The sequence below is a fragment of the Halosimplex yunnanense genome, assembly GCF_054504345.1.
On sequence record NZ_JBTJEL010000032.1, the window covers coordinates 149,616 to 165,546 of the forward strand.

At 67.0% G+C, this 15,931-nt stretch carries 20 protein-coding genes, 1 tRNA gene and 1 other RNA gene; 10 read left to right on the forward strand and 12 right to left on the reverse strand.

Annotation, left to right across the window (positions count from 1 at the left end; genetic code table 11):
* Positions 1-426: 426 nt before the first annotated feature.
* Positions 427-501: transfer RNA gene (locus AB2U09_RS07645), tRNA-Arg, on the reverse strand.
* Positions 502-598: 97 nt separating this feature from the next.
* Here AB2U09_RS07645 and AB2U09_RS07650 point away from each other — a divergent pair.
* The 3 genes from AB2U09_RS07650 (at position 599) to AB2U09_RS07660 (ending at position 2,642) form a co-directional block, all read left to right on the forward strand.
* On the forward strand, positions 599-1,435 hold the full coding sequence (locus AB2U09_RS07650) for a geranylgeranylglycerol-phosphate geranylgeranyltransferase (protein WP_459192114.1): 837 nt from the start codon (positions 599-601) through the stop codon (positions 1,433-1,435).
* A gap of 119 nt (positions 1,436-1,554) precedes the next feature.
* Entirely contained in the window at positions 1,555-2,190 is a 636-nt protein-coding gene (locus AB2U09_RS07655; protein WP_459192325.1) for an RAD55 family ATPase, read from the forward strand.
* A gap of 41 nt (positions 2,191-2,231) precedes the next feature.
* On the forward strand, positions 2,232-2,642 hold the full coding sequence (locus AB2U09_RS07660; protein WP_459192115.1) for a CoA-binding protein: 411 nt from the start codon (positions 2,232-2,234) through the stop codon (positions 2,640-2,642).
* A gap of 115 nt (positions 2,643-2,757) precedes the next feature.
* On the opposite strand, the gene AB2U09_RS07665 is transcribed toward AB2U09_RS07660, so the two are convergent.
* Positions 2,758-3,135 (reverse strand): DUF5798 family protein, encoded by a 378-nt coding sequence (locus tag AB2U09_RS07665; protein WP_459192116.1) that lies wholly within the window; start codon positions 3,133-3,135, stop codon positions 2,758-2,760.
* Positions 3,136-3,261: 126 nt separating this feature from the next.
* On the opposite strand from AB2U09_RS07665, the gene AB2U09_RS07670 reads away from it, so the two are divergent.
* The 3 genes from AB2U09_RS07670 to AB2U09_RS07680 all read left to right on the forward strand — a co-directional run bounded on the left by AB2U09_RS07670 (position 3,262) and on the right by AB2U09_RS07680 (position 5,149).
* Positions 3,262-3,681, forward strand: a complete 420-nt coding sequence (locus AB2U09_RS07670; RefSeq protein WP_459192117.1) for a DUF7548 family protein — start codon at positions 3,262-3,264, stop codon at positions 3,679-3,681.
* Between the two features lie 81 nt (positions 3,682-3,762).
* An RNA gene (gene ffs / locus AB2U09_RS07675) (signal recognition particle sRNA) lies at positions 3,763-4,080 on the forward strand.
* A 211-nt stretch (positions 4,081-4,291) separates the two neighbouring features.
* Positions 4,292-5,149 (forward strand): alpha/beta fold hydrolase, encoded by an 858-nt coding sequence (locus AB2U09_RS07680; RefSeq protein WP_459192118.1) that lies wholly within the window; start codon positions 4,292-4,294, stop codon positions 5,147-5,149.
* A 225-nt stretch (positions 5,150-5,374) separates the two neighbouring features.
* Here AB2U09_RS07680 and AB2U09_RS07685 read toward each other — a convergent pair whose 3' ends face one another.
* The 3 genes from AB2U09_RS07685 to AB2U09_RS07695 form a co-directional block, all read right to left on the reverse strand.
* Positions 5,375-6,319, reverse strand: coding sequence for a mechanosensitive ion channel family protein (locus AB2U09_RS07685; protein WP_459192119.1), 945 nt, complete (start codon positions 6,317-6,319; stop codon positions 5,375-5,377).
* Entirely contained in the window at positions 6,316-6,564 is a 249-nt protein-coding gene (locus AB2U09_RS07690; RefSeq protein WP_459192120.1) for a YhbY family RNA-binding protein, read from the reverse strand. The genes AB2U09_RS07685 and AB2U09_RS07690 overlap by 4 nt, the downstream gene beginning before the upstream one ends.
* A gap of 84 nt (positions 6,565-6,648) precedes the next feature.
* A complete protein-coding gene (locus tag AB2U09_RS07695) occupies positions 6,649-6,933 on the reverse strand; it encodes a ribonuclease P protein component 4 (protein WP_459192121.1) in 285 nt (94 codons plus the stop codon).
* Between the two features lie 137 nt (positions 6,934-7,070).
* Between AB2U09_RS07695 and AB2U09_RS07700 the strand changes: the two genes are divergently transcribed.
* Positions 7,071-8,174, forward strand: a complete 1,104-nt coding sequence (locus AB2U09_RS07700) for a glycosyltransferase (protein ID WP_459192122.1) — start codon at positions 7,071-7,073, stop codon at positions 8,172-8,174.
* Between the two features lie 3 nt (positions 8,175-8,177).
* Here AB2U09_RS07700 and AB2U09_RS07705 read toward each other — a convergent pair whose 3' ends face one another.
* From AB2U09_RS07705 to AB2U09_RS07715, 3 genes are all read right to left on the reverse strand, one after another.
* On the reverse strand, positions 8,178-8,420 hold the full coding sequence (locus AB2U09_RS07705) for a glycine zipper domain-containing protein (RefSeq protein ID WP_459192123.1): 243 nt from the start codon (positions 8,418-8,420) through the stop codon (positions 8,178-8,180).
* A gap of 75 nt (positions 8,421-8,495) precedes the next feature.
* A complete protein-coding gene (locus tag AB2U09_RS07710) occupies positions 8,496-8,633 on the reverse strand; it encodes a DUF8556 family small protein (protein ID WP_459192124.1) in 138 nt (45 codons plus the stop codon).
* Between the two features lie 77 nt (positions 8,634-8,710).
* Positions 8,711-9,532, reverse strand: a complete 822-nt coding sequence (locus AB2U09_RS07715) for a QcrA and Rieske domain-containing protein (protein WP_459192125.1) — start codon at positions 9,530-9,532, stop codon at positions 8,711-8,713.
* Between the two features lie 201 nt (positions 9,533-9,733).
* Here AB2U09_RS07715 and AB2U09_RS07720 point away from each other — a divergent pair, with 201 nt between their 5' ends.
* A complete protein-coding gene (locus AB2U09_RS07720) occupies positions 9,734-10,510 on the forward strand; it encodes a helix-turn-helix transcriptional regulator (RefSeq protein WP_459192126.1) in 777 nt (258 codons plus the stop codon).
* 96 nt (positions 10,511-10,606) lie between these two features.
* Here AB2U09_RS07720 and gatA read toward each other — a convergent pair whose 3' ends face one another.
* Together gatA and gatC are read right to left on the reverse strand one after the other, a co-directional pair.
* On the reverse strand, positions 10,607-11,899 hold the full coding sequence (gene gatA, locus AB2U09_RS07725) for an Asp-tRNA(Asn)/Glu-tRNA(Gln) amidotransferase subunit GatA (RefSeq protein ID WP_459192127.1): 1,293 nt from the start codon (positions 11,897-11,899) through the stop codon (positions 10,607-10,609).
* Between the two features lie 55 nt (positions 11,900-11,954).
* Positions 11,955-12,239, reverse strand: coding sequence for an Asp-tRNA(Asn)/Glu-tRNA(Gln) amidotransferase subunit GatC (gatC, locus tag AB2U09_RS07730; RefSeq protein ID WP_459192128.1), 285 nt, complete (start codon positions 12,237-12,239; stop codon positions 11,955-11,957).
* 354 nt (positions 12,240-12,593) lie between these two features.
* On the opposite strand from gatC, the gene AB2U09_RS07735 reads away from it, so the two are divergent.
* Positions 12,594-13,568: a transcription initiation factor IIB gene (locus AB2U09_RS07735; RefSeq protein WP_459192129.1), complete on the forward strand. Its 975-nt coding sequence runs from the start codon at positions 12,594-12,596 to the stop codon at positions 13,566-13,568.
* Positions 13,569-13,626: 58 nt separating this feature from the next.
* On the forward strand, positions 13,627-14,097 hold the full coding sequence (locus tag AB2U09_RS07740) for an NUDIX hydrolase (protein WP_459192130.1): 471 nt from the start codon (positions 13,627-13,629) through the stop codon (positions 14,095-14,097).
* A 33-nt stretch (positions 14,098-14,130) separates the two neighbouring features.
* Here the strand turns inward: AB2U09_RS07740 and AB2U09_RS07745 are convergent, their stop codons facing one another.
* Both AB2U09_RS07745 and AB2U09_RS07750 read right to left on the reverse strand, forming a co-directional pair.
* Positions 14,131-14,682: a hypothetical protein gene (locus AB2U09_RS07745; protein ID WP_459192131.1), complete on the reverse strand. Its 552-nt coding sequence runs from the start codon at positions 14,680-14,682 to the stop codon at positions 14,131-14,133.
* A 142-nt stretch (positions 14,683-14,824) separates the two neighbouring features.
* Positions 14,825-15,898: an asparagine synthase C-terminal domain-containing protein gene (locus tag AB2U09_RS07750; RefSeq protein WP_459192326.1), complete on the reverse strand. Its 1,074-nt coding sequence runs from the start codon at positions 15,896-15,898 to the stop codon at positions 14,825-14,827.
* Positions 15,899-15,931: the final 33 nt, after the last annotated feature.

Here is a 15,931-nt window from a genome sequence, read left to right on the forward strand (position 1 = left end):
ACGAACTCCATCAGAATGTACCTGACAAAACTCCACAGAAATTAAAGCTAGAAATGGCACAGCTTATTTACACTATATAAATATATTAAATAATATGGAAGAAGTAGAATTCATGTCATGGTACAAATGCATAGGTTGCAAAGAAGATTTCCGACGTTTCCCAGGAGAAAGTTGTCCAGAGTGTGGTGACCCAGTGGAGTACCGTTCAGAAAATCTCCTCTAACACTTGTAACTAGAATAATACTAGTGTTAAACCTTGTTCACTCGTTGGCTTTAGTGAATCAGGAGATGGCGGACGAATCAGTCGTTACATCACAGGTAGCATGTTGGGATGCACTTGCTCTCAGCCACGAATGGAGTATAATACCCATGACTGGAGGGCTAAAACGTCCAGATTCCCTGTATCGGGAACCAATGGAAAGGAAGTGGGCGCTGCAGGATTTGAACCCGCGACAGCTTGGTCCGAAGCCAAGCACTCTGTCCAAACTGAGCTAAGCGCCCTACACACAACCCTACACGAGCGTTCGTGTTTAAACGTCCCGATCCGTCGCGGCGCCGTCCCGCGTCATTTATGGGGCCGTCGGCGAACGGGGGAGACATGCAACGGGCCAGGGGGTTCGTCGAACTGACGCGGCCGGCCAACGCCGTCGCCTCGGGCGCGCTGACGGCGATCGGGGCGTTCGTCGCGAACGCGTCACCCGACCAGCTCCCCGCCGTCGCGGCCGCCGTCGCCGCGACGGTCTTCGCCGTCGCCGGCGGCAACGCGATCAACGATTACTTCGACCGCGACATCGACCAGATCAACGACCCCGAGCGACCGATCCCGAGCGGCAGAGTTTCGGCCCGCGGTGCGCTCGCCGCCAGCGGCGTCCTGTTCGCGCTGGCGACCGGTTGCGCGCTCGTCCTGCCGACGGTTGCGATCGCGATCGCCGCCATCAACCTGCTCCTGTTGATCGCTTATACGGAACTCTTCAAGGGGACGCCCGGGGCCGGTAACGCGCTGGTCGCCTACCTCGGCGGCAGTACCTTCCTGTTCGGAGGGACCGTCGGTAACGTCGAACAGACGGTCGTGCTCGCCCTTCTCGCGGCCGTCGCGACGTTCTCCCGTGAGATCATCAAGGACGTGGAGGACGTGGATGGCGACCGCGAAGAGGGACTGCGCACGCTCCCTGTCGTTGTCGGTGAGCGTCGCGCACTGGCTCTCGCGCTGGCACTCCTAGTCGTCGCCGCCGTAGCAAGCCCGGTCCCGTACCTGCTCGAAACGCTCGGTGTCGCCTATCTCGTGATCGTGGCGCCGGCGGTCGGAGTCATGCTCTACGCAGGCTACGAGGGATTCGGCGACCCCGCGGCCGCGCAGGGACATCTCAAATACGGGATGTTTCTGGCGATACTCTCGTTCGTGGTCGGACGTGCGACGGTCGTGATATCGGTCTGACGGAACCGCTTTCCGACGGCCGCATTATAAAAAAGATTTTAAGAACTGCAGGGACTAATCGATACGTACTGCGGGAACCGGCGGCGGTTCGTCTGTCAACGGTGGTGACTTTCGAAGAAATGTACGACCTCGGATCGACGTTCGGGAACGCGACGCTGGCGCCCGGTTCGAACCTTCTGGTCTCGGGCCCGCCGCTCTCCGGAAAGCGTCGCATGGCGCTCGAAATCCTCGCCCACGGATCCGAGCGCGGCGAGGCCGTCATCGTCGTCACCACTCGCGACAGCGCGAGTCGCATCCTCAACGACTACGAAGCGCTCGTCTCGGACCCCGAATCCGTCGATATCGGCATCGTCGACTGCGTCACCAAACATCAGGGGCGAAGCGCGCGGGACACCGACATCGTCAAGTACGCGTCGTCGCCCGAGGACATGACCGGGATCGGGATCAAGTTCTCGGAGTTCATCGAGGAGTTCCGGACCGAGCGCGGCATCGAGAACGTCCGCGTGCTGGTCGACTCGCTGTCGACGCTGCTCATGTACTCGGACGTCCAGACGGTGTTCCGGTTCATGCACGTCTTTACGAGCCGCATCGACAACGCCGATGCGCTGGGCGTCCACACCATCGAATCGACGGCTCACGAGGAGGAGACGCTGAACACGCTCCGGCAGCTGTTCGACCACGCCGTCACCGTCGACGCCGACGGGGCGCTGTCGACGACCATCCCCGACGCGACGGTCGGCCAGCTCGACGGCTGACGGTCGGCACTCTTTTGATCGTCTCGCTCTAACTGCCGGTCATGCCAGTCGACTCCGACAGCCGACTCCGCGAGATCCTCGCAGCCGATACCATCGCCGTCGTCGGCCTGTCGAGCACGCCCGGCAAGGCCGCGCACGACATCCCGGCGTACATGCGCGAACAGGGGTACGACGTGATCCCGGTCAACCCCTACGCCGACGAGATATTCGGCCGCGAACCGTACGACGCGCTGGCGGACGTCGAGGAGTCGGTCGACCTCGTCGACGTGTTCCGCCCGAGCAACGAGGTGCCCGACATCGTCGACGAGGCGCTCGACCGAGACGACGTCGAGACGGTCTGGCTCCAGCTCGGGATCACGAACGACGAGGCGGGCGAGCGCGTCGAGGCCGCCGGCAAGAACTTCGTCCAGGACCGCTGTCTCAAGGTCGAACACGAGCGACTGCTCGATTGAAACTGGACGGCCGAAATCGCACACGCAAGCAGTCACTACCGCTGTCGTACTCGCGCCCGTCAGGAAAGACGACACCGCAGGATCGATCGCACCTCGATCGATTCTCGAGTCCGCGTCAGGCGCCCGTCTGGGTCACGTCGTCTCCGGTGTCCCCGGAAGCGCCGTCCGAGTCATCCCCGTCGGCGTCGTCGCGCTGGGCGGTCCCCTCACTCTCGGCCTGACTCTCGCTGTCAGTTTCGGGGTCGGCCTCGGGGTCCGGAAGTTGTTCGTCGATGAGTTCGTCGACGTCGATGTCCTGTTGGTCGGCCAGCGCCTCGACGATCACGCGCTGCTCGGCGAGTTCGCGGTCGATCGATTCGATCTGGTCGCTGGTCTTCTCGACCCGTTCCCGGACGTCCTGAACCTGTTCGATGACCTGGTTCAGGCGCTCGTAGAGTTTCTCCGCGATGTCCGCGACGCGGCTGATCTTCTTGGCGGTGTCGCCGAATGGCATGGTCCGCCCTTCGACGCCCCGCGTTGTCGGTTTTTCGACTCGACGGTCGGATGGGCCGGGGAGTCATTTCGAGATCGGCGCGGCGGAACCACCGTCGTTAAAACCGGAGCGGCCGCAGACACGGCCATGAAGCAGACGCGGCTCGCGCCGCTGGTCGGCGTCGTCGGATGCGTGCTCGTGCTCGTGTCGCTGGCCGTCCCGTACGGGCTGGTGCGGACCGCCCCGGCGTCGGCCATCGGGACCTACTACGGGGAGGGCGCGCTGAACCCGCTCGTCGCCGGGATCTTCGCGCTCGTGACGGCCATCGTGCTCGCCGCGGGCCGCGACGAGCGTACCGACCCGCCGCTGGCCGCCGGCGTCGGCATCGCGCTCGGTGGGTTCGTCGTCGTCGTGACCGCGGTCTGGGCCCTGACAGTTCCCCAGCAGGTGGTCTTCGACATGGACGCGCCGGCGTACATCACCTACCACCGCTGGGCGAGCATCGCTGTGTCACTGATCATTCCGGTGGCGAGCGTCTGGTGGTCGCGGACGCTCGGCCTGCTCTGAGGAGGCCGCGATCCCATCTCCACGGCGGACCGCGTGACGGCGCCGACCCGAAAGGCCCTTATGATGGACGGGGGTACGTCTGAGTGGACTAGGCCGGGCAGCTAGGCCCTGCTCGTCACCCGCGATATGGCCTTTAGCGGGGGCCGAACACCGGGCGCGTCCGGTCCGCCGGGCGTGGGCCCCGTGAGCCAACATAGAAGCCTCGTCCTGCGGGGACGGCGGTCCGTGGCTTCGCGTCTGCAGGGACGCGCGGCCGCGGTTGATCGAGGGCACTCCGTGAGGCGCGGAAGCGAGCAGCGGACCCTCGGACACCCGTCGCTCGCAGGGTCGCGGGGTGGAGGAGGCAAACGGGATTCCCCGCGTGCGAACGACCGGGCAATCCCGGGCGTCCGTCCATTCATACGCGACCATCTTTTTCGACGAGGGGTATCCTCGTGCTCTGCGAGCGCTGCGGGTACCCCTCGCCCAAAAACATGGGTGAAAAAGCCGGAATCTCGCTTCGCTCGATTCCGGTGAACCGGCGCCTGCGGCGCCGGATGCGCGACTCTGCAGCCCACACGGTACCGCAACCACTGACGACGTTATCTCCGCCGAGCGCGTAGCTCGTCGTATGCCCACTGTCCGGACCAACGACGTCGAGACGTACTACGAGCGCCGCGGGTCGGGACCGACCATCGTATTTGTCCACGGCGCGATCGTCGACCACTCCCAGTGGGACCCGCAACTCGACGCGCTCGCCGACGACTACGAGACCATCGCCTACGACGTGCGCGGCCACGGTCGGACCGGCGGTTCGCCACGCGGACGCTACTCCGTCGACCTGCTCGCCGACGACCTCGGTGCGTTGCTCGACGCGCTCGATATCGAGCGAGCGGTGCTCTGCGGGCTCTCGATGGGCGGCTGTATCGCGCAGGTCTACGCCGCGCGCCACCCCGACCGGGTGGCCGGGCTGGTGCTGGCCGACACGTTCGGGCCGGAACTGCTCTCCCGGAGCGAGTGGCTCCAGCGCTCGGTGCTGCTCCGGGCGACCGTCCCGCCCGTGCGCCTCTTCGGCTACGAGCGCGTCGAGAAGGCGATGGTCTGGCTGCAGGAGAAGCTCTCCGGAGAGGGCGTCAGCGGCGACTACAAGAACATCGAGCGCATCCGCGCAACCGGCCCGAAGATGGCGACTGACGAGTTCGCGAAGGTCATCGGCGCCGTCGCCGCGTTCCACCGCTCCGAGGTCGACTTCTCTGCGATCACCGTGCCGACGCTCGTCCTCTACGGTGAGCACGAGGCGCCGTTCATGCGCCGGCAGGCGCTGAAACTGGCCGCCGAGATCGACGGGTCGACGCTCGAAGCCGTCCCCGGCGGCGGCCACGCCTCGAACCTCGACAACCCGGAGTTCTTCACGGGTGCAGTTCGGGAATTGCTGGAGCGAGCATATCCAGCGGAAGCGCCCGATCTGACTGGTGGAACCGGAGAGTAGGCGGTCGCGGTGCGGTGGTGGTAGCGGTGGCCGCGAGGCCGTTTCATCGGCCGACCCGGGGAAAGGCTGGTCTGCACCCGGCATCCGGCGCGCAAGCGCCGGTTCACCGGACGCGAGGGAGCGGAGCGACCGAGTCGTCCGGCCCTTTTTCCCCCAAGTTTTTGCGGCGGAGGATTCCCGCAGCGCGCCTCCGGCGCGCGAGGAACTCTCCGCCGGAAAAAGTGGCTAGTCGTCCCCGGTAGTCGGTTCGGCGATGCCCTCGACGTTGTCGAGGTCGATGCCCCCGGAGATGTCCCGCTGGGGGTAGGGGATGTTGATGCCGGCCTCGTCGAAGCGTTCCTTGACGGCGGTGACGTACTCGCCCTGGATGCGGACGAAGTCGGAGCGACTCGGGTTGTCGATCCAGAACCGGGACTGGAGACCGACGTAGGAGTCGGCGAGTTCGGTGAGGCGGACCGAGGGCTCGGGGTCGGCGAGGATACCCTCGTGGTTGTCGGCCTCGTCGAGAATGATCTCGGTGGCCTCGTCGATGTCGTCCTCGTAGCCGATGCCGAAGACGAACTTCATCCGGAGTTGCTCGTTAGCGACCGGGTTCTTGATGACGTCGTCGGTGAGGTTCGAGTTCGGGACCGTCAGCAGTTCGTTGTCGAAGGTGCGGACGCGGGTGACGCGGAGGCTGATGTCCTCGACGACGCCGGCGTAGTCGTCCCACTCGATCCAGTCGCCGATGCGGAACGGCTTGTCGGTGAAAATGAAGACGCCGGAGACGAAGTTCTTGAGCACGTCCTGCATGGCGAACCCGATGGCGAGCGTCGCCGCGGCGCCGATGGTCGCCAGTGCGGTGAGGATATTGCCGTAGCCGGCGAAAGCGAACGCCGCGCCGATGGCGACGAAGACGAGGAGGATGCCGGCGAGCTTCTGCAGCGGCCGGCGAGCGTGCGTGTCGAGGTCGCGGGCGCTGAGCACGCGGTTGATCACGGGCATGACGAGAATCCGGCCCAGCAGATAGATCGCGACGAACGCGACGACGAACGTGATCGCGGAGCCGACGGCGTTGGCCAGCTGGGCGTCGAGGCCGAGCGAGTCCGCGAGGAAGTTCGCGACCGCGCCGGACGGCTCGGCGGGCGACGCCTGCAGGACCGGCCCGACGCCGAGTGCGCCCCTGGTCATCGCTCGAAGACCGCGGTGTGACCGCGGGTGCGCACCACCTCGGCGTTCACCCTATCGGCCAGTTCCGCGGCGAGGTCCTCGGTGGTGGTTCCGCCCCGGGACGCCCGGAGGAACTTCGCCTTGACGAACTCGCTGTTTTGTAGCTGGTCGTTGAGTTCGTCCTCGACGGGGTCGATCCCGTTCTTGCCGACCCAGATGGTCACGTCGAGTTCGTGGAGCCGCTGTGCGCGCGTCGAGTCGCTCATGTCTCTGTACCTTGGAGCGAAGCCGTTCAAAGGTTACGGGTGCTGACGGCGCGATTTCGACGGTGACTCGCGGTCGAGGGGCGGTCAGTCGTAGGGGTACCGGGCCTGTGCGCCGCAGTCGCAGGTGACGACGACGTGGCCGTCCTGCAGGCGGACGCGGGCGTTCCGGCCGGGGCGGAGGTACGCGTCGCAGCGGTCGCATGTGAAGCGGGTGAACTCGCGGGGGAGGCCGAGGCGGTTCCGCTCGGCGATGCGGCGCGCGCGGCGGACGTACTGGCGGGCGCGGTCGTCCCTGCCGGCGCACACGGCCTCCTCGGCGAGTTCTCGCAGGCGGTCGATCCGCTCGCGAGCGACGGTCTCGGTGTCCATCCGAACGTGGATACGTCCCGCCGACCGGCAGGTATACTTTGCGTTCGCCGGCGGCGTCCACGCCGGGAACGAGCCGGCTTCGGGTCGTGCAGTCGAGATGGCAACGCATTAAGCCCCGGTTAGCATACGATGGCTCCATGGAGCTGCCGAGGGTGGCTGCGTTCACGGACACCTACCTGCCGACGCACAACGGCGTCACCTACACCGTCCAGACGTGGCGGGACCGCTGGCACCGTCGCGGCGGCCGCATGGACGTCGTCTACCCCGACGGCGACCACGTGGCCGGCGACGGCGAGTACCCCGTCAGCAGCCTCCCCTTCCCCTTCTACGAGGGCTTTCGAGTCGGCGTCCCCGGCGTCCCGGAGGCCGTCGATAGCGCCGAGGTCGTCCACGCCCACTCGCCGTTCAGTCTCGGCCTCGCCGGGATGCGACTCGCGCGGAAGCACGACCTGCCGATGGTCGCCTCCTATCACACGCCGACCAGCGAGTACGCCGAGTACCTGGCCTTTACCCGCCCGATCGAACGCGCAGTCGAGCGAAGTGCAGAGGAGTACGAGCGCCGCTTCCTCGACCGGACGGACGTGGTCGTCGCGCCCAGCGACCGCACCGCAGAGCACGTCCGCGACACCGTCCGCACCAGGACGACCGTCGAAGTCGTCTCCAACGGCGTGGATACCGACTTCTTCCGCCCGGTCGAGACCGAGCGCTTCCGCGAGCGCCACGACCTCCCGGAGGGTCCGCTCGTCGGGTACACCGGCCGTCACGGCTACGAGAAGAACCTCGAAGCCATCGTCGAGGCCGCAGCGCATCTCGACGTGACGCTCGTGTTCAGCGGCGACGGGCCGGCCCGCGCCGATCTGGAGCGAGCAGCGGCCGAGGCCGACCTCGACGCGCACTTCCTGGGCTGGGTCGACCGCGAGGAACTCCCCTCGTTTTACTCGGCCCTCGACGTGTTCGCGTTCCCTAGTCCCGTCGAGACGCAAGGGATCGCCGCGCTGGAGGCCAACGCCTGTGGCACCCCCGTCGCCGGCGTCGCGAGCGCGGCCCTCGCGGACACAATCGACCAGGGGAAAACCGGATACAAGGCACCGCCGGACGACGTGCCAGCGTTCCGCGACGTGATCGAGCGGACGCTCGCCGAGCGCGACCGGCTCGGCGAGGAGTGTCTCGCCCGCCGCGAGTCGATCAGCGTCGAGCGCTCCGTCGATCGGCTCATCGACGTCTACGAACAGGTGCTGTAGCCGTCACTCCTCCTCTGAGTTCGTCTGGCTCATTCCAGCACCGATAGCGACGCCGATAGCGATCCCCATTCCCATGCCGAGCGCCAGATTGTCGAAGGCCGTGCCGAGTGCGACACCGAGCGCGATCCCGATTGCGATCCCCGCGCCCATGTTCTCCGCGTCGACGTCAGTGCCGTCGGTACTGTCGCCGTCGCTGTCCCCGTCGGTCACATCGGTCCCGGTGTCGTCCGCTGGCCCACCACTCATGGGCGAGTTGACGGTTGCCCGTGGGATAATTGTCGCTGTTCGTCGTGATCAGTCGGGACGAAAAGCGTCGTCCGATCAGGTCGTGTCGGCTTCGGGGTTGTTCTCTCGGCGGTAACTGCCGACCATCTTCCACAGCGTCTTGTCGACGTCGCCGTCCGAACACTCTGTCTCGATCTGTCGGTAGAGCTCTTCCGAGACGGTGATCTGCGGCATCACTCCGCTATTGGAGGCAGATGGTGAAAAGCCTCCTGTGAGTCGGGAACGAGTAAATTTTCGAAGCGAGCGGCTCCTCACCCCTCCGGACGGGGGAACGCCGTGAACACCTTCGACACCACGTCGAAGGGATCGTAGATCGACTGGTGGCACTGGCAGTAGACCGCGTTCTCCGCGCCGTCGACCGTCGCCGACTGCTTGAACCCCGTGGGGACACAGCAGAGGTGAGTGCACTTGTTGAGCCAGGCGATGAACCCATCTTCGGTGCTGGCAGCGAGCCACTCGTCGTCCTCCGCGAGCCGCTCGATCACGGGGCTGCGGATGACCTGAACCGGGAGGGACGCGTCGGTCTCGACCGACCGCCACGTCGCCGCCGCGGGCTTGCCGAGGCCGTCGTCGCCGACGCCGTTGCCCCACTCCCCGTAGTCGGCGAAGTCCTCGACGGCGAGTTTCGTCCCCGCTTCGAGCGAGGACTGCCAGTCGTAGTTCCCCTTCTCGCTCACCCGGAGGTAGTTGTCCGCCTCGCTGTCCGGGGCAACCTTCGGATGGGTCTGGATCCCGCAGTACTGGAACCACTTGCTGGAGTACTCCACGCCGCCGAGGGTCGTTACCGCGGCATCTTCGGCGACCTCCCCCTCGGAGGTCGCTGCGGGCCAGACGCCTTTCAGGTAGCCGTCCTCGACGGTCACCGGGATCTGCGACATCCCCCGGTTGGCAGGGCCGTCCGTGTTCTTGATTACTTTCGCCGTGACGCTCCCGCCGCCGCTCCCGCTCCGGTTCGTCGGGAGTTCCGTCAGTCCGGCGCCCGAGACGCCCAGCGACCCCATCGCGGCGCTCCCGACGATACCCTTGACGAACCGGCGACGGTTCGACGCCGGCGGATACTTGTCTTCGTCCATGTCGTCGGATCCGCCCGCCCCATCCATAAAATATAACATATATTATATGTGATCGCGGACCGCTGCTGGAGAGTTCCACGCCTCGTGGAACGTCACACGACGCGTGAGCGCCGCAGAATCGGACGCGCTGGTGCCGATCGGTGTCCCGAACTGTCATCGGGACCGGACCAATTAAAGGCGCGGCCCCCGAAGTTGTCGGGTATGAAAGGTGATTCCCTGGTCACCTACGTCGCGCGGTCGGAGCTGCGCTCGACCCTGCTCCGGGAAGTCGAGCGGGATCCGCGCCCGACCACCGCCCTCCGCGCGGACCTCGACGTGAGCCAGTCCGGGGTGTACAAGACGCTGGACGAACTCGCCGACCGGGGGCTCGTCCGCCAGTCCGAACGATGGGAGTTGACCGCCCGCGGGCGGCTGGTCGCGGACGAACTCGGGCGCCAGCGCTCCGTCGAGGACCTCCTCGACGACGCGTTCTGGGACGACCACGACGTGTCGGTACTCCCCCGCCGGTTCAGACAGCGCCTCGCCGGACCGGGCGAGTGGGAACTCTACCACAATCCCGCCCGAAACCCCCAGTACCTCGAACGGCTGGCCGTCGAGCTGTTCCGCGAAGCCGACTGGCTCCGCGTCGGCGCGCAGGTGTACTACCCCCGCTTCGCACAGATGGTCGACGAACTCGCCGACAGGGGCGCCCTCGACGCGCAGGTCATCGTCGACGACCGCCTCGTCGACGAGGCCATCGAGCGATACACCGACGGCGAAACCCCGTCCTGCGTCGACGAGCGCGTGGCCGACCTGCCCTTCTCCTTCACGGTCACCGCCGACCTCGTGGTGCTCTCGCTGCCCGGCCGCGACGGTATCTCCGACCTCGACGCCGTCCTCGTCGGATCCGGCGAGGGCGCCGTCGAACTCGGGCGCGATGTCCACGGCTACTACTGGGACCGGGCCGTGCCCGTCGAGGACTACCTCGCCACCGTCTAAGCGGTCTAAAACGTCGTATCAGGCGGTTTCGTCTGTCACGCGCCGGCGTTCGTACTCTCCGACGCGATCCCTGAAGATAGGCGTCGCTGAACGCGGTCAGGCTAGCGCGGAGCCCGCGCGGATTATCGCTTTCTCGCCGAACGCCGGTCCGACGAACTGCAGCCCGACCGGGAGGCCGTCGTCCGTCTCGCCGGCGGGGACGGAGATGGCGGGGACGTTCGCCAGGTTCGCCGGCGTCGTGTTGGCGTCGGCGAGATACATCGTCAGCGGGTCCTCGAGACTCTCGCCCAGTTCCATCGGCGGGACGGGCATTGTCGGCGAGGCCAGCACGTCGGCGCCTTCCAGCGCGTCGTTGATGTCCCGCTTGATCCAGGCGCGAGCGTCCTGGGCCTTCTTGTAGTACTTGTCGTGATACCCCGCCGAGAGGGCGTACGTACCGAGGAGGACGCGCGATTTGACCTCCTCGCCGAAGCCCTCCTCGCGGGCCTTCGCGAACGTCTCGTTCCAGTTGCCGTCGTAACCGCCCGACTGACCGTAGCGGACGCCGTCGAAGCGCGCGAGGTTCGACGAGGCCTCGCTCATCGCGGTGACGTAGTAGGCCTCGACCGCGTAGCGCAGGCACTCCAGATCCACGTCGTGGTAGCTCGCGCCCCGGGATTCCAGTTCATCGATGGCGTCCCAGAAGACCTCCGTGACGCGCTCGTCGGCGCCGTCGAGCAGTTCCATCGGGATGCCGATGTCGAGACCGTCGACGTCGCCGTCCGCGGCGTCGACGTAGTCGTAGGCGCCCTCGCCGCGTTCTTCGGTGGCGTCCCGGGTCGTCGCGTCACGGGGGTCCGGGCCGGCGATGACCTCCAGCAGTTCGGCGGCCTCCTCGACCGTCGGCGCGACGGGGCCGACCTGTTCGAGGGAGTTTGCGTAGGCGACGATCCCGTACCGCGAGACCAGCCCGTAGGTGGGCTTGATGCCGACGACGCCGCAGAACGCGGCGGGCGCGCGGACCGAGCCGCCGGTGTCCGTCCCGAGCGCCATGTCGGCGTCCCCCGCGGCGACCACTGCGGCCGATCCGCCCGAGGAGCCGCCGGGGACGTGTCCCTCGGCGACCGGGTTCTCCGTCGGGCCGAACGCCGACGTCTCGGTGGTCGTCCCCATGCCGAACTCGTCCATGTTGGTCTTGCCGGGGATGGTGGCGCCGGCCGCTTTGATCCGCTCGACGACCGTCGCGTCGAACGGCGGGACGTAGTCGTCGAGCATGGCCGACCCGCAGGTCGTGCGGACGCCCTCGGTGGAGATGTTGTCCTTGACCGCGACGGTCGTCCCGGCGAGCGGGCCGTCGTCGGCGCCGTCGATGCGCTCCGTCGTGATGTAGCCGTTGTAGTCCGTGCTCATGCGTGTCGTCTCCGCGTCGCTCCGCTGTTCTCGCTCGCTCCCGCGCCGTCAGCCGTCACGAGACGTTCGGTCCCTTGAAGTAGCCGTCTTCGGATTCGGGGGCGTTCTGCAGCGCCTCCTCCTGGGAGAGGCACTCGCGGGCCTCGTCGGGACGCATCACGTTCGCGAGTTCCTCCTCTTCGTCGACCTCGGGCACCTCGTCCAGCGTCTCGAAGTACTCGAGGATGTCCGCGAACTTCTCCGTGAAGCGGTCGACCTCCTCGTCGTCGAGGTCGATGCGCGCGAGGTCGGCGACGTGGCGCACCTCCTCGGGGTCGACGACGCTCTCCGTGTCGCTCATGGCCGAGGCGAAGCGTGGCCCGGCGGTAAGGGTTTCGATGCCCCCTGGCGCCGCTTCCACTGCGTCGGTCGCCGCCGACCGAACTCCGTCAAATTTTGCCACCACGTGTCCCCGCTTATCCCCGTTTCATACCATCGATAGATGTGGATAGAGACGGCCTGATGTGGGTATTATTCGCGGTTTCATCCCTCTGTTTTCGGACGCGTTAGCGGGATTGAACCGATAGATTAACTATGGTCGAGAATAGAATTTGGAAGTTAGGGTATTTTTGGAAAAGATTTAAGTCGTTTGGACCGCAACAAATAATCCGGTGAGGCGGTTTTGGCGGGGACACCCCCGCGTAGTTTGCAACCAATGACCGACACCTCAATCAGACGATACACGAGCGAGCGTGAAGAGGAACGCGAGCGAGAGGACGACGAGGAGGAGACGCTCGTCTGTCCGGAATGCGGGGGGAACCTCGCGTCCGACGCGGAGCACGGCGAGACGGTCTGCGAGGAGTGCGGTCTCGTGGTCGAAGAGGATGAGATCGACCCCGGTCCGGAGTGGCGCGCGTTCGACGCCGCCGAGAAAGACGAGAAGTCCCGGGTCGGCGCGCCCACGACGAACATGATGCACGACAAGGGCCTCTCGACGAACATCGGCTGGCAGGACAAGGACGCCTACGGCAACTCCCTGTCCTCCCGTCAGCGCGAGAAGATGCAGCGCCTCCGCACCTGGAACGAGCGCTTCCGCACACGGGACTCCAAGGAGCGCAACCTCAAGCAGGCGCTCGGCGAGATCGACCGCATGGCCTCGGCGCTCGGCCTGCCGGAGAACGTCCGCGAGACCGCCTCGGTGATCTATCGCCGGGCGCTCGACGAGGACCTCCTCCCGGGTCGCTCCATCGAGGGCGTCGCCACGTCGGCGCTGTACGCCGCCGCGCGACAGGCCGGCACGCCGCGCAGCCTCGACGAGATCGCCGCCGTCTCCCGCGTCGGCAAGGACGAGATCGCCCGGACGTACCGCTACGTGGTCCGCGAGCTGAGCCTCGAGATCCAGCCCGCCGACCCCGAGAGCTACGTGCCCCGGTTCGTCTCGGATCTGGACCTCCCCGAGGAGGTCGAGCGCCGCGCCAGACAGCTCCTGAACACGGCCAAAGAGCAGGGCGTCCACTCGGGCAAGTCGCCGGTCGGCCTCGCGGCCGCCGCCGTCTACGCCGCCTCCCTGCTCGCCAACGAGAAGGTCACTCAGAGCGAGGTCAGCGAGGTGGCCAACATCTCCGAGGTCACCATCCGCAACCGGTACCACGAACTCCTCGAAGCCGAAGAGGAGTTCACGGCCCCCTGAGGCCCGTTTTCCGAGTCGCTTTCGCAAGCCCGAAGCCACCGGTGGCCCACCCGCAGGTATGGAGACGACCCGACACTACACCGCGACGGTCTACGTCGTCTGCGACGGCGCCGTCGCGCTCCACGTCCACGACGGCCTCGACAGGTGGCTCCCGCCGGGCGGCCACGTCGACCGCGACGAACTCCCCCACGAGGCCGGCCTCCGCGAGGCCCGCGAGGAGACCGGGCTCGACCCCGAACTGGTCGCCGACGCCGACGACATCGAGTCGCCGACGATCGACCCGCTCCCCAAGCCGGCGCACTTCCAGCTCGCCGACGTGAACGTCCACGGCGACTTCGTCGGCCACCAGCACGTCGACATGGTCTACTATGCCCGCGCCGACAGCCGCGAGATCGACCCCGCCGAGGGCGAACAGCCGGCCGAGGACTGGGAGTGGTTCGAGCCGGCCGACCTCGACGCGTCGGTCGACGGGCTGGACGACGACGTCGCCGAAATCGGGAAACTCGCTATCGACGCGGTAAGCGACTAGAATCGAGCGCGGTCGGCCCGCTTGTGCTGCGCTTTAGCCGGTGACTGTGATTCGCTCCTCGGAGAGCACCGTCTCCGACTCGGTGTGGCGGAGCGTCACTTCGACGGTCTGGCCGGACCGGAGGTCGACCCGGCGCTGTTCGATCCGGACGGCGATCTCGCCGCCGGCGTCGAACTGCGCGCCGCTGCCGTTCGGCGCGGCCGCGACCCCGTCGATACCCGGGCGACCGCGGGTGAAGATGTGGTTCCCGGAGTAATCGTCCTGCGTGAGCCGCTGGGTCGGCAGGCCGTGCAGCCGGGCGCGCTTGTTGTGGTCCGGCAGGTTCACGATCAGGTCGATTTCGGCGAGGGCCACGGTGTCGCCGCTCTCGTGGGCGATCCGGATCCACTGGGCGTCGTCCCCACTCGCGTGGATCGGGTCCGCGCTGGTCGAGAGGATCGGTCCTCCCTCGGACAGCGAATCGCTCGTCTGCATCAACAGGCCGCCAGTGATCGCCATCATCAGGACGGTGAGGCCGAATCCGAGCGCGGCCATCCCCTCTTTGGAGACGGCGCGGTCGGCGGCGCGATGCGTGGGTCCTCTCATCTCCCGGAGTGCTCTCCCTGCCGGTACCGCATCGATCGTCTTAGCTCCTGTTATAAACCAGTCTACAGGATCCCGATGACGGCAACGGGATTTCGACCGTCAGTTCGCCAGCGGATGGCAACCGAGCGAGGCTCGGCGCCGCTCAGATCAGCGATTCGATATACTTCTCGACGTGGTCGTCCATCCGCCGTTTGTACCCTGCCTGCCGGGCCAGCCGGTCGAGTTCCCGCGAGACGAGGCTGCCGTACTGGACCGCCTTCTTCTCCCGGAAGGCGACGGGGTCGGGAACCCACTCGCGGACCGCGAGCCGCAGCGCCCACTTGCGCTCGCCGCGGTCGGTCACGAGCAGCCGACCCGGCAAGGCGAGCGCCGCGGCGACGACCCGGTCGTCCAGTATCGGCGCAACCGGCTCGGTGCCGGCGCCGCGGAGCGTCAGCACGTCGCGTTCGAGCTGGTCGGGGAGTGTGCCGACGACTTCGCGGCGGGCACCCCGGACCGTGTCGGCGGCGACGCGCTCGTCCTCGGGCGCCCGGGCCACCTTCGCGTAGCCGCCGAACAGTTCGTCGGCGCCCTGTCCCACGGCGAGTCGGTCGAACCCGTCCGCGGCCGCCCGTTCGGCCACGAGATAGAGCGGGAGCGCGATGCTCACGTCCATCGCGTTCGTCCGGCCCGTGGCGGCGACGATCTCTGGGATCGCTCGTTCGATGTCCCCGTGGTCGAGTTCGACGACCCGGAGGTCCCGCCCGAGCTTCGCGGCGGCGGTCCGGGCCGCCTCGACGTCGTGGCTCTCCGGGAACCCGGCCACGTACAGCGGCGCGTCGAGCCGGGCGGCCAGCGCGGCCGAGTCGACGCCGCCGGAGAACGCGACCGCGAGGTCCTCCTTGGCGGTATCGTCGATCGCCGACCGCACGGCATCACGGACCTCGCGAACGGCCAGCCGGTCGTCCTCCTCGGGGTCCGCGTCGGGAAGCGACCAGCACCGTTCGTCGCCGGCCGGCGAGCGGGCGTGACCGGCCGGGACTGGGTCGGGGGCCGCGAGATCGGCGGGGTCGAAGCTCCACGCAGTCGGGTCCGCCGACTCGGTGAACACCGGCTGGCGGCCGAGCACGTCCCGGACGACTCGGTCGTCCACCGCGCCCGCGAACCCGCAGGTGCCGGGTAACGGATCGCCGTCCGTCAGCGCGTCGCGGACGGTTTCGAGTTGTACGCCGCGGATGCGGTCGCTCGCTGCGTCGAGCGCTCGCCCGGT

Excerpts from the sequence above, each read along its gene's own strand:
- AB2U09_RS07650 (WP_459192114.1), top strand. The coding sequence starts at position 599 with ATGCAACGGGCCAGGGGGTTCGTCGAACTGACGCGGCCGGCCAACGCC.
- AB2U09_RS07655 (WP_459192325.1), top strand. The coding sequence starts at position 1,555 with ATGTACGACCTCGGATCGACGTTCGGGAACGCGACGCTGGCGCCCGGT.
- AB2U09_RS07660 (WP_459192115.1), top strand. The coding sequence starts at position 2,232 with ATGCCAGTCGACTCCGACAGCCGACTCCGCGAGATCCTCGCAGCCGAT.
- AB2U09_RS07665 (WP_459192116.1), bottom strand. The coding sequence starts at position 3,135 with ATGCCATTCGGCGACACCGCCAAGAAGATCAGCCGCGTCGCGGACATC.
- AB2U09_RS07670 (WP_459192117.1), top strand. The coding sequence starts at position 3,262 with ATGAAGCAGACGCGGCTCGCGCCGCTGGTCGGCGTCGTCGGATGCGTG.
- AB2U09_RS07680 (WP_459192118.1), top strand. The coding sequence starts at position 4,292 with ATGCCCACTGTCCGGACCAACGACGTCGAGACGTACTACGAGCGCCGC.
- AB2U09_RS07685 (WP_459192119.1), bottom strand. The coding sequence starts at position 6,319 with ATGACCAGGGGCGCACTCGGCGTCGGGCCGGTCCTGCAGGCGTCGCCC.
- AB2U09_RS07690 (WP_459192120.1), bottom strand. The coding sequence starts at position 6,564 with ATGAGCGACTCGACGCGCGCACAGCGGCTCCACGAACTCGACGTGACC.
- AB2U09_RS07695 (WP_459192121.1), bottom strand. The coding sequence starts at position 6,933 with ATGGACACCGAGACCGTCGCTCGCGAGCGGATCGACCGCCTGCGAGAA.
- AB2U09_RS07700 (WP_459192122.1), top strand. The coding sequence starts at position 7,071 with ATGGAGCTGCCGAGGGTGGCTGCGTTCACGGACACCTACCTGCCGACG.
- AB2U09_RS07705 (WP_459192123.1), bottom strand. The coding sequence starts at position 8,420 with ATGAGTGGTGGGCCAGCGGACGACACCGGGACCGATGTGACCGACGGG.
- AB2U09_RS07710 (WP_459192124.1), bottom strand. The coding sequence starts at position 8,633 with ATGCCGCAGATCACCGTCTCGGAAGAGCTCTACCGACAGATCGAGACA.
- AB2U09_RS07715 (WP_459192125.1), bottom strand. The coding sequence starts at position 9,532 with ATGGACGAAGACAAGTATCCGCCGGCGTCGAACCGTCGCCGGTTCGTC.
- AB2U09_RS07720 (WP_459192126.1), top strand. The coding sequence starts at position 9,734 with ATGAAAGGTGATTCCCTGGTCACCTACGTCGCGCGGTCGGAGCTGCGC.
- gatA (WP_459192127.1), bottom strand. The coding sequence starts at position 11,899 with ATGAGCACGGACTACAACGGCTACATCACGACGGAGCGCATCGACGGC.
- gatC (WP_459192128.1), bottom strand. The coding sequence starts at position 12,239 with ATGAGCGACACGGAGAGCGTCGTCGACCCCGAGGAGGTGCGCCACGTC.
- AB2U09_RS07735 (WP_459192129.1), top strand. The coding sequence starts at position 12,594 with ATGACCGACACCTCAATCAGACGATACACGAGCGAGCGTGAAGAGGAA.
- AB2U09_RS07740 (WP_459192130.1), top strand. The coding sequence starts at position 13,627 with ATGGAGACGACCCGACACTACACCGCGACGGTCTACGTCGTCTGCGAC.
- AB2U09_RS07745 (WP_459192131.1), bottom strand. The coding sequence starts at position 14,682 with ATGAGAGGACCCACGCATCGCGCCGCCGACCGCGCCGTCTCCAAAGAG.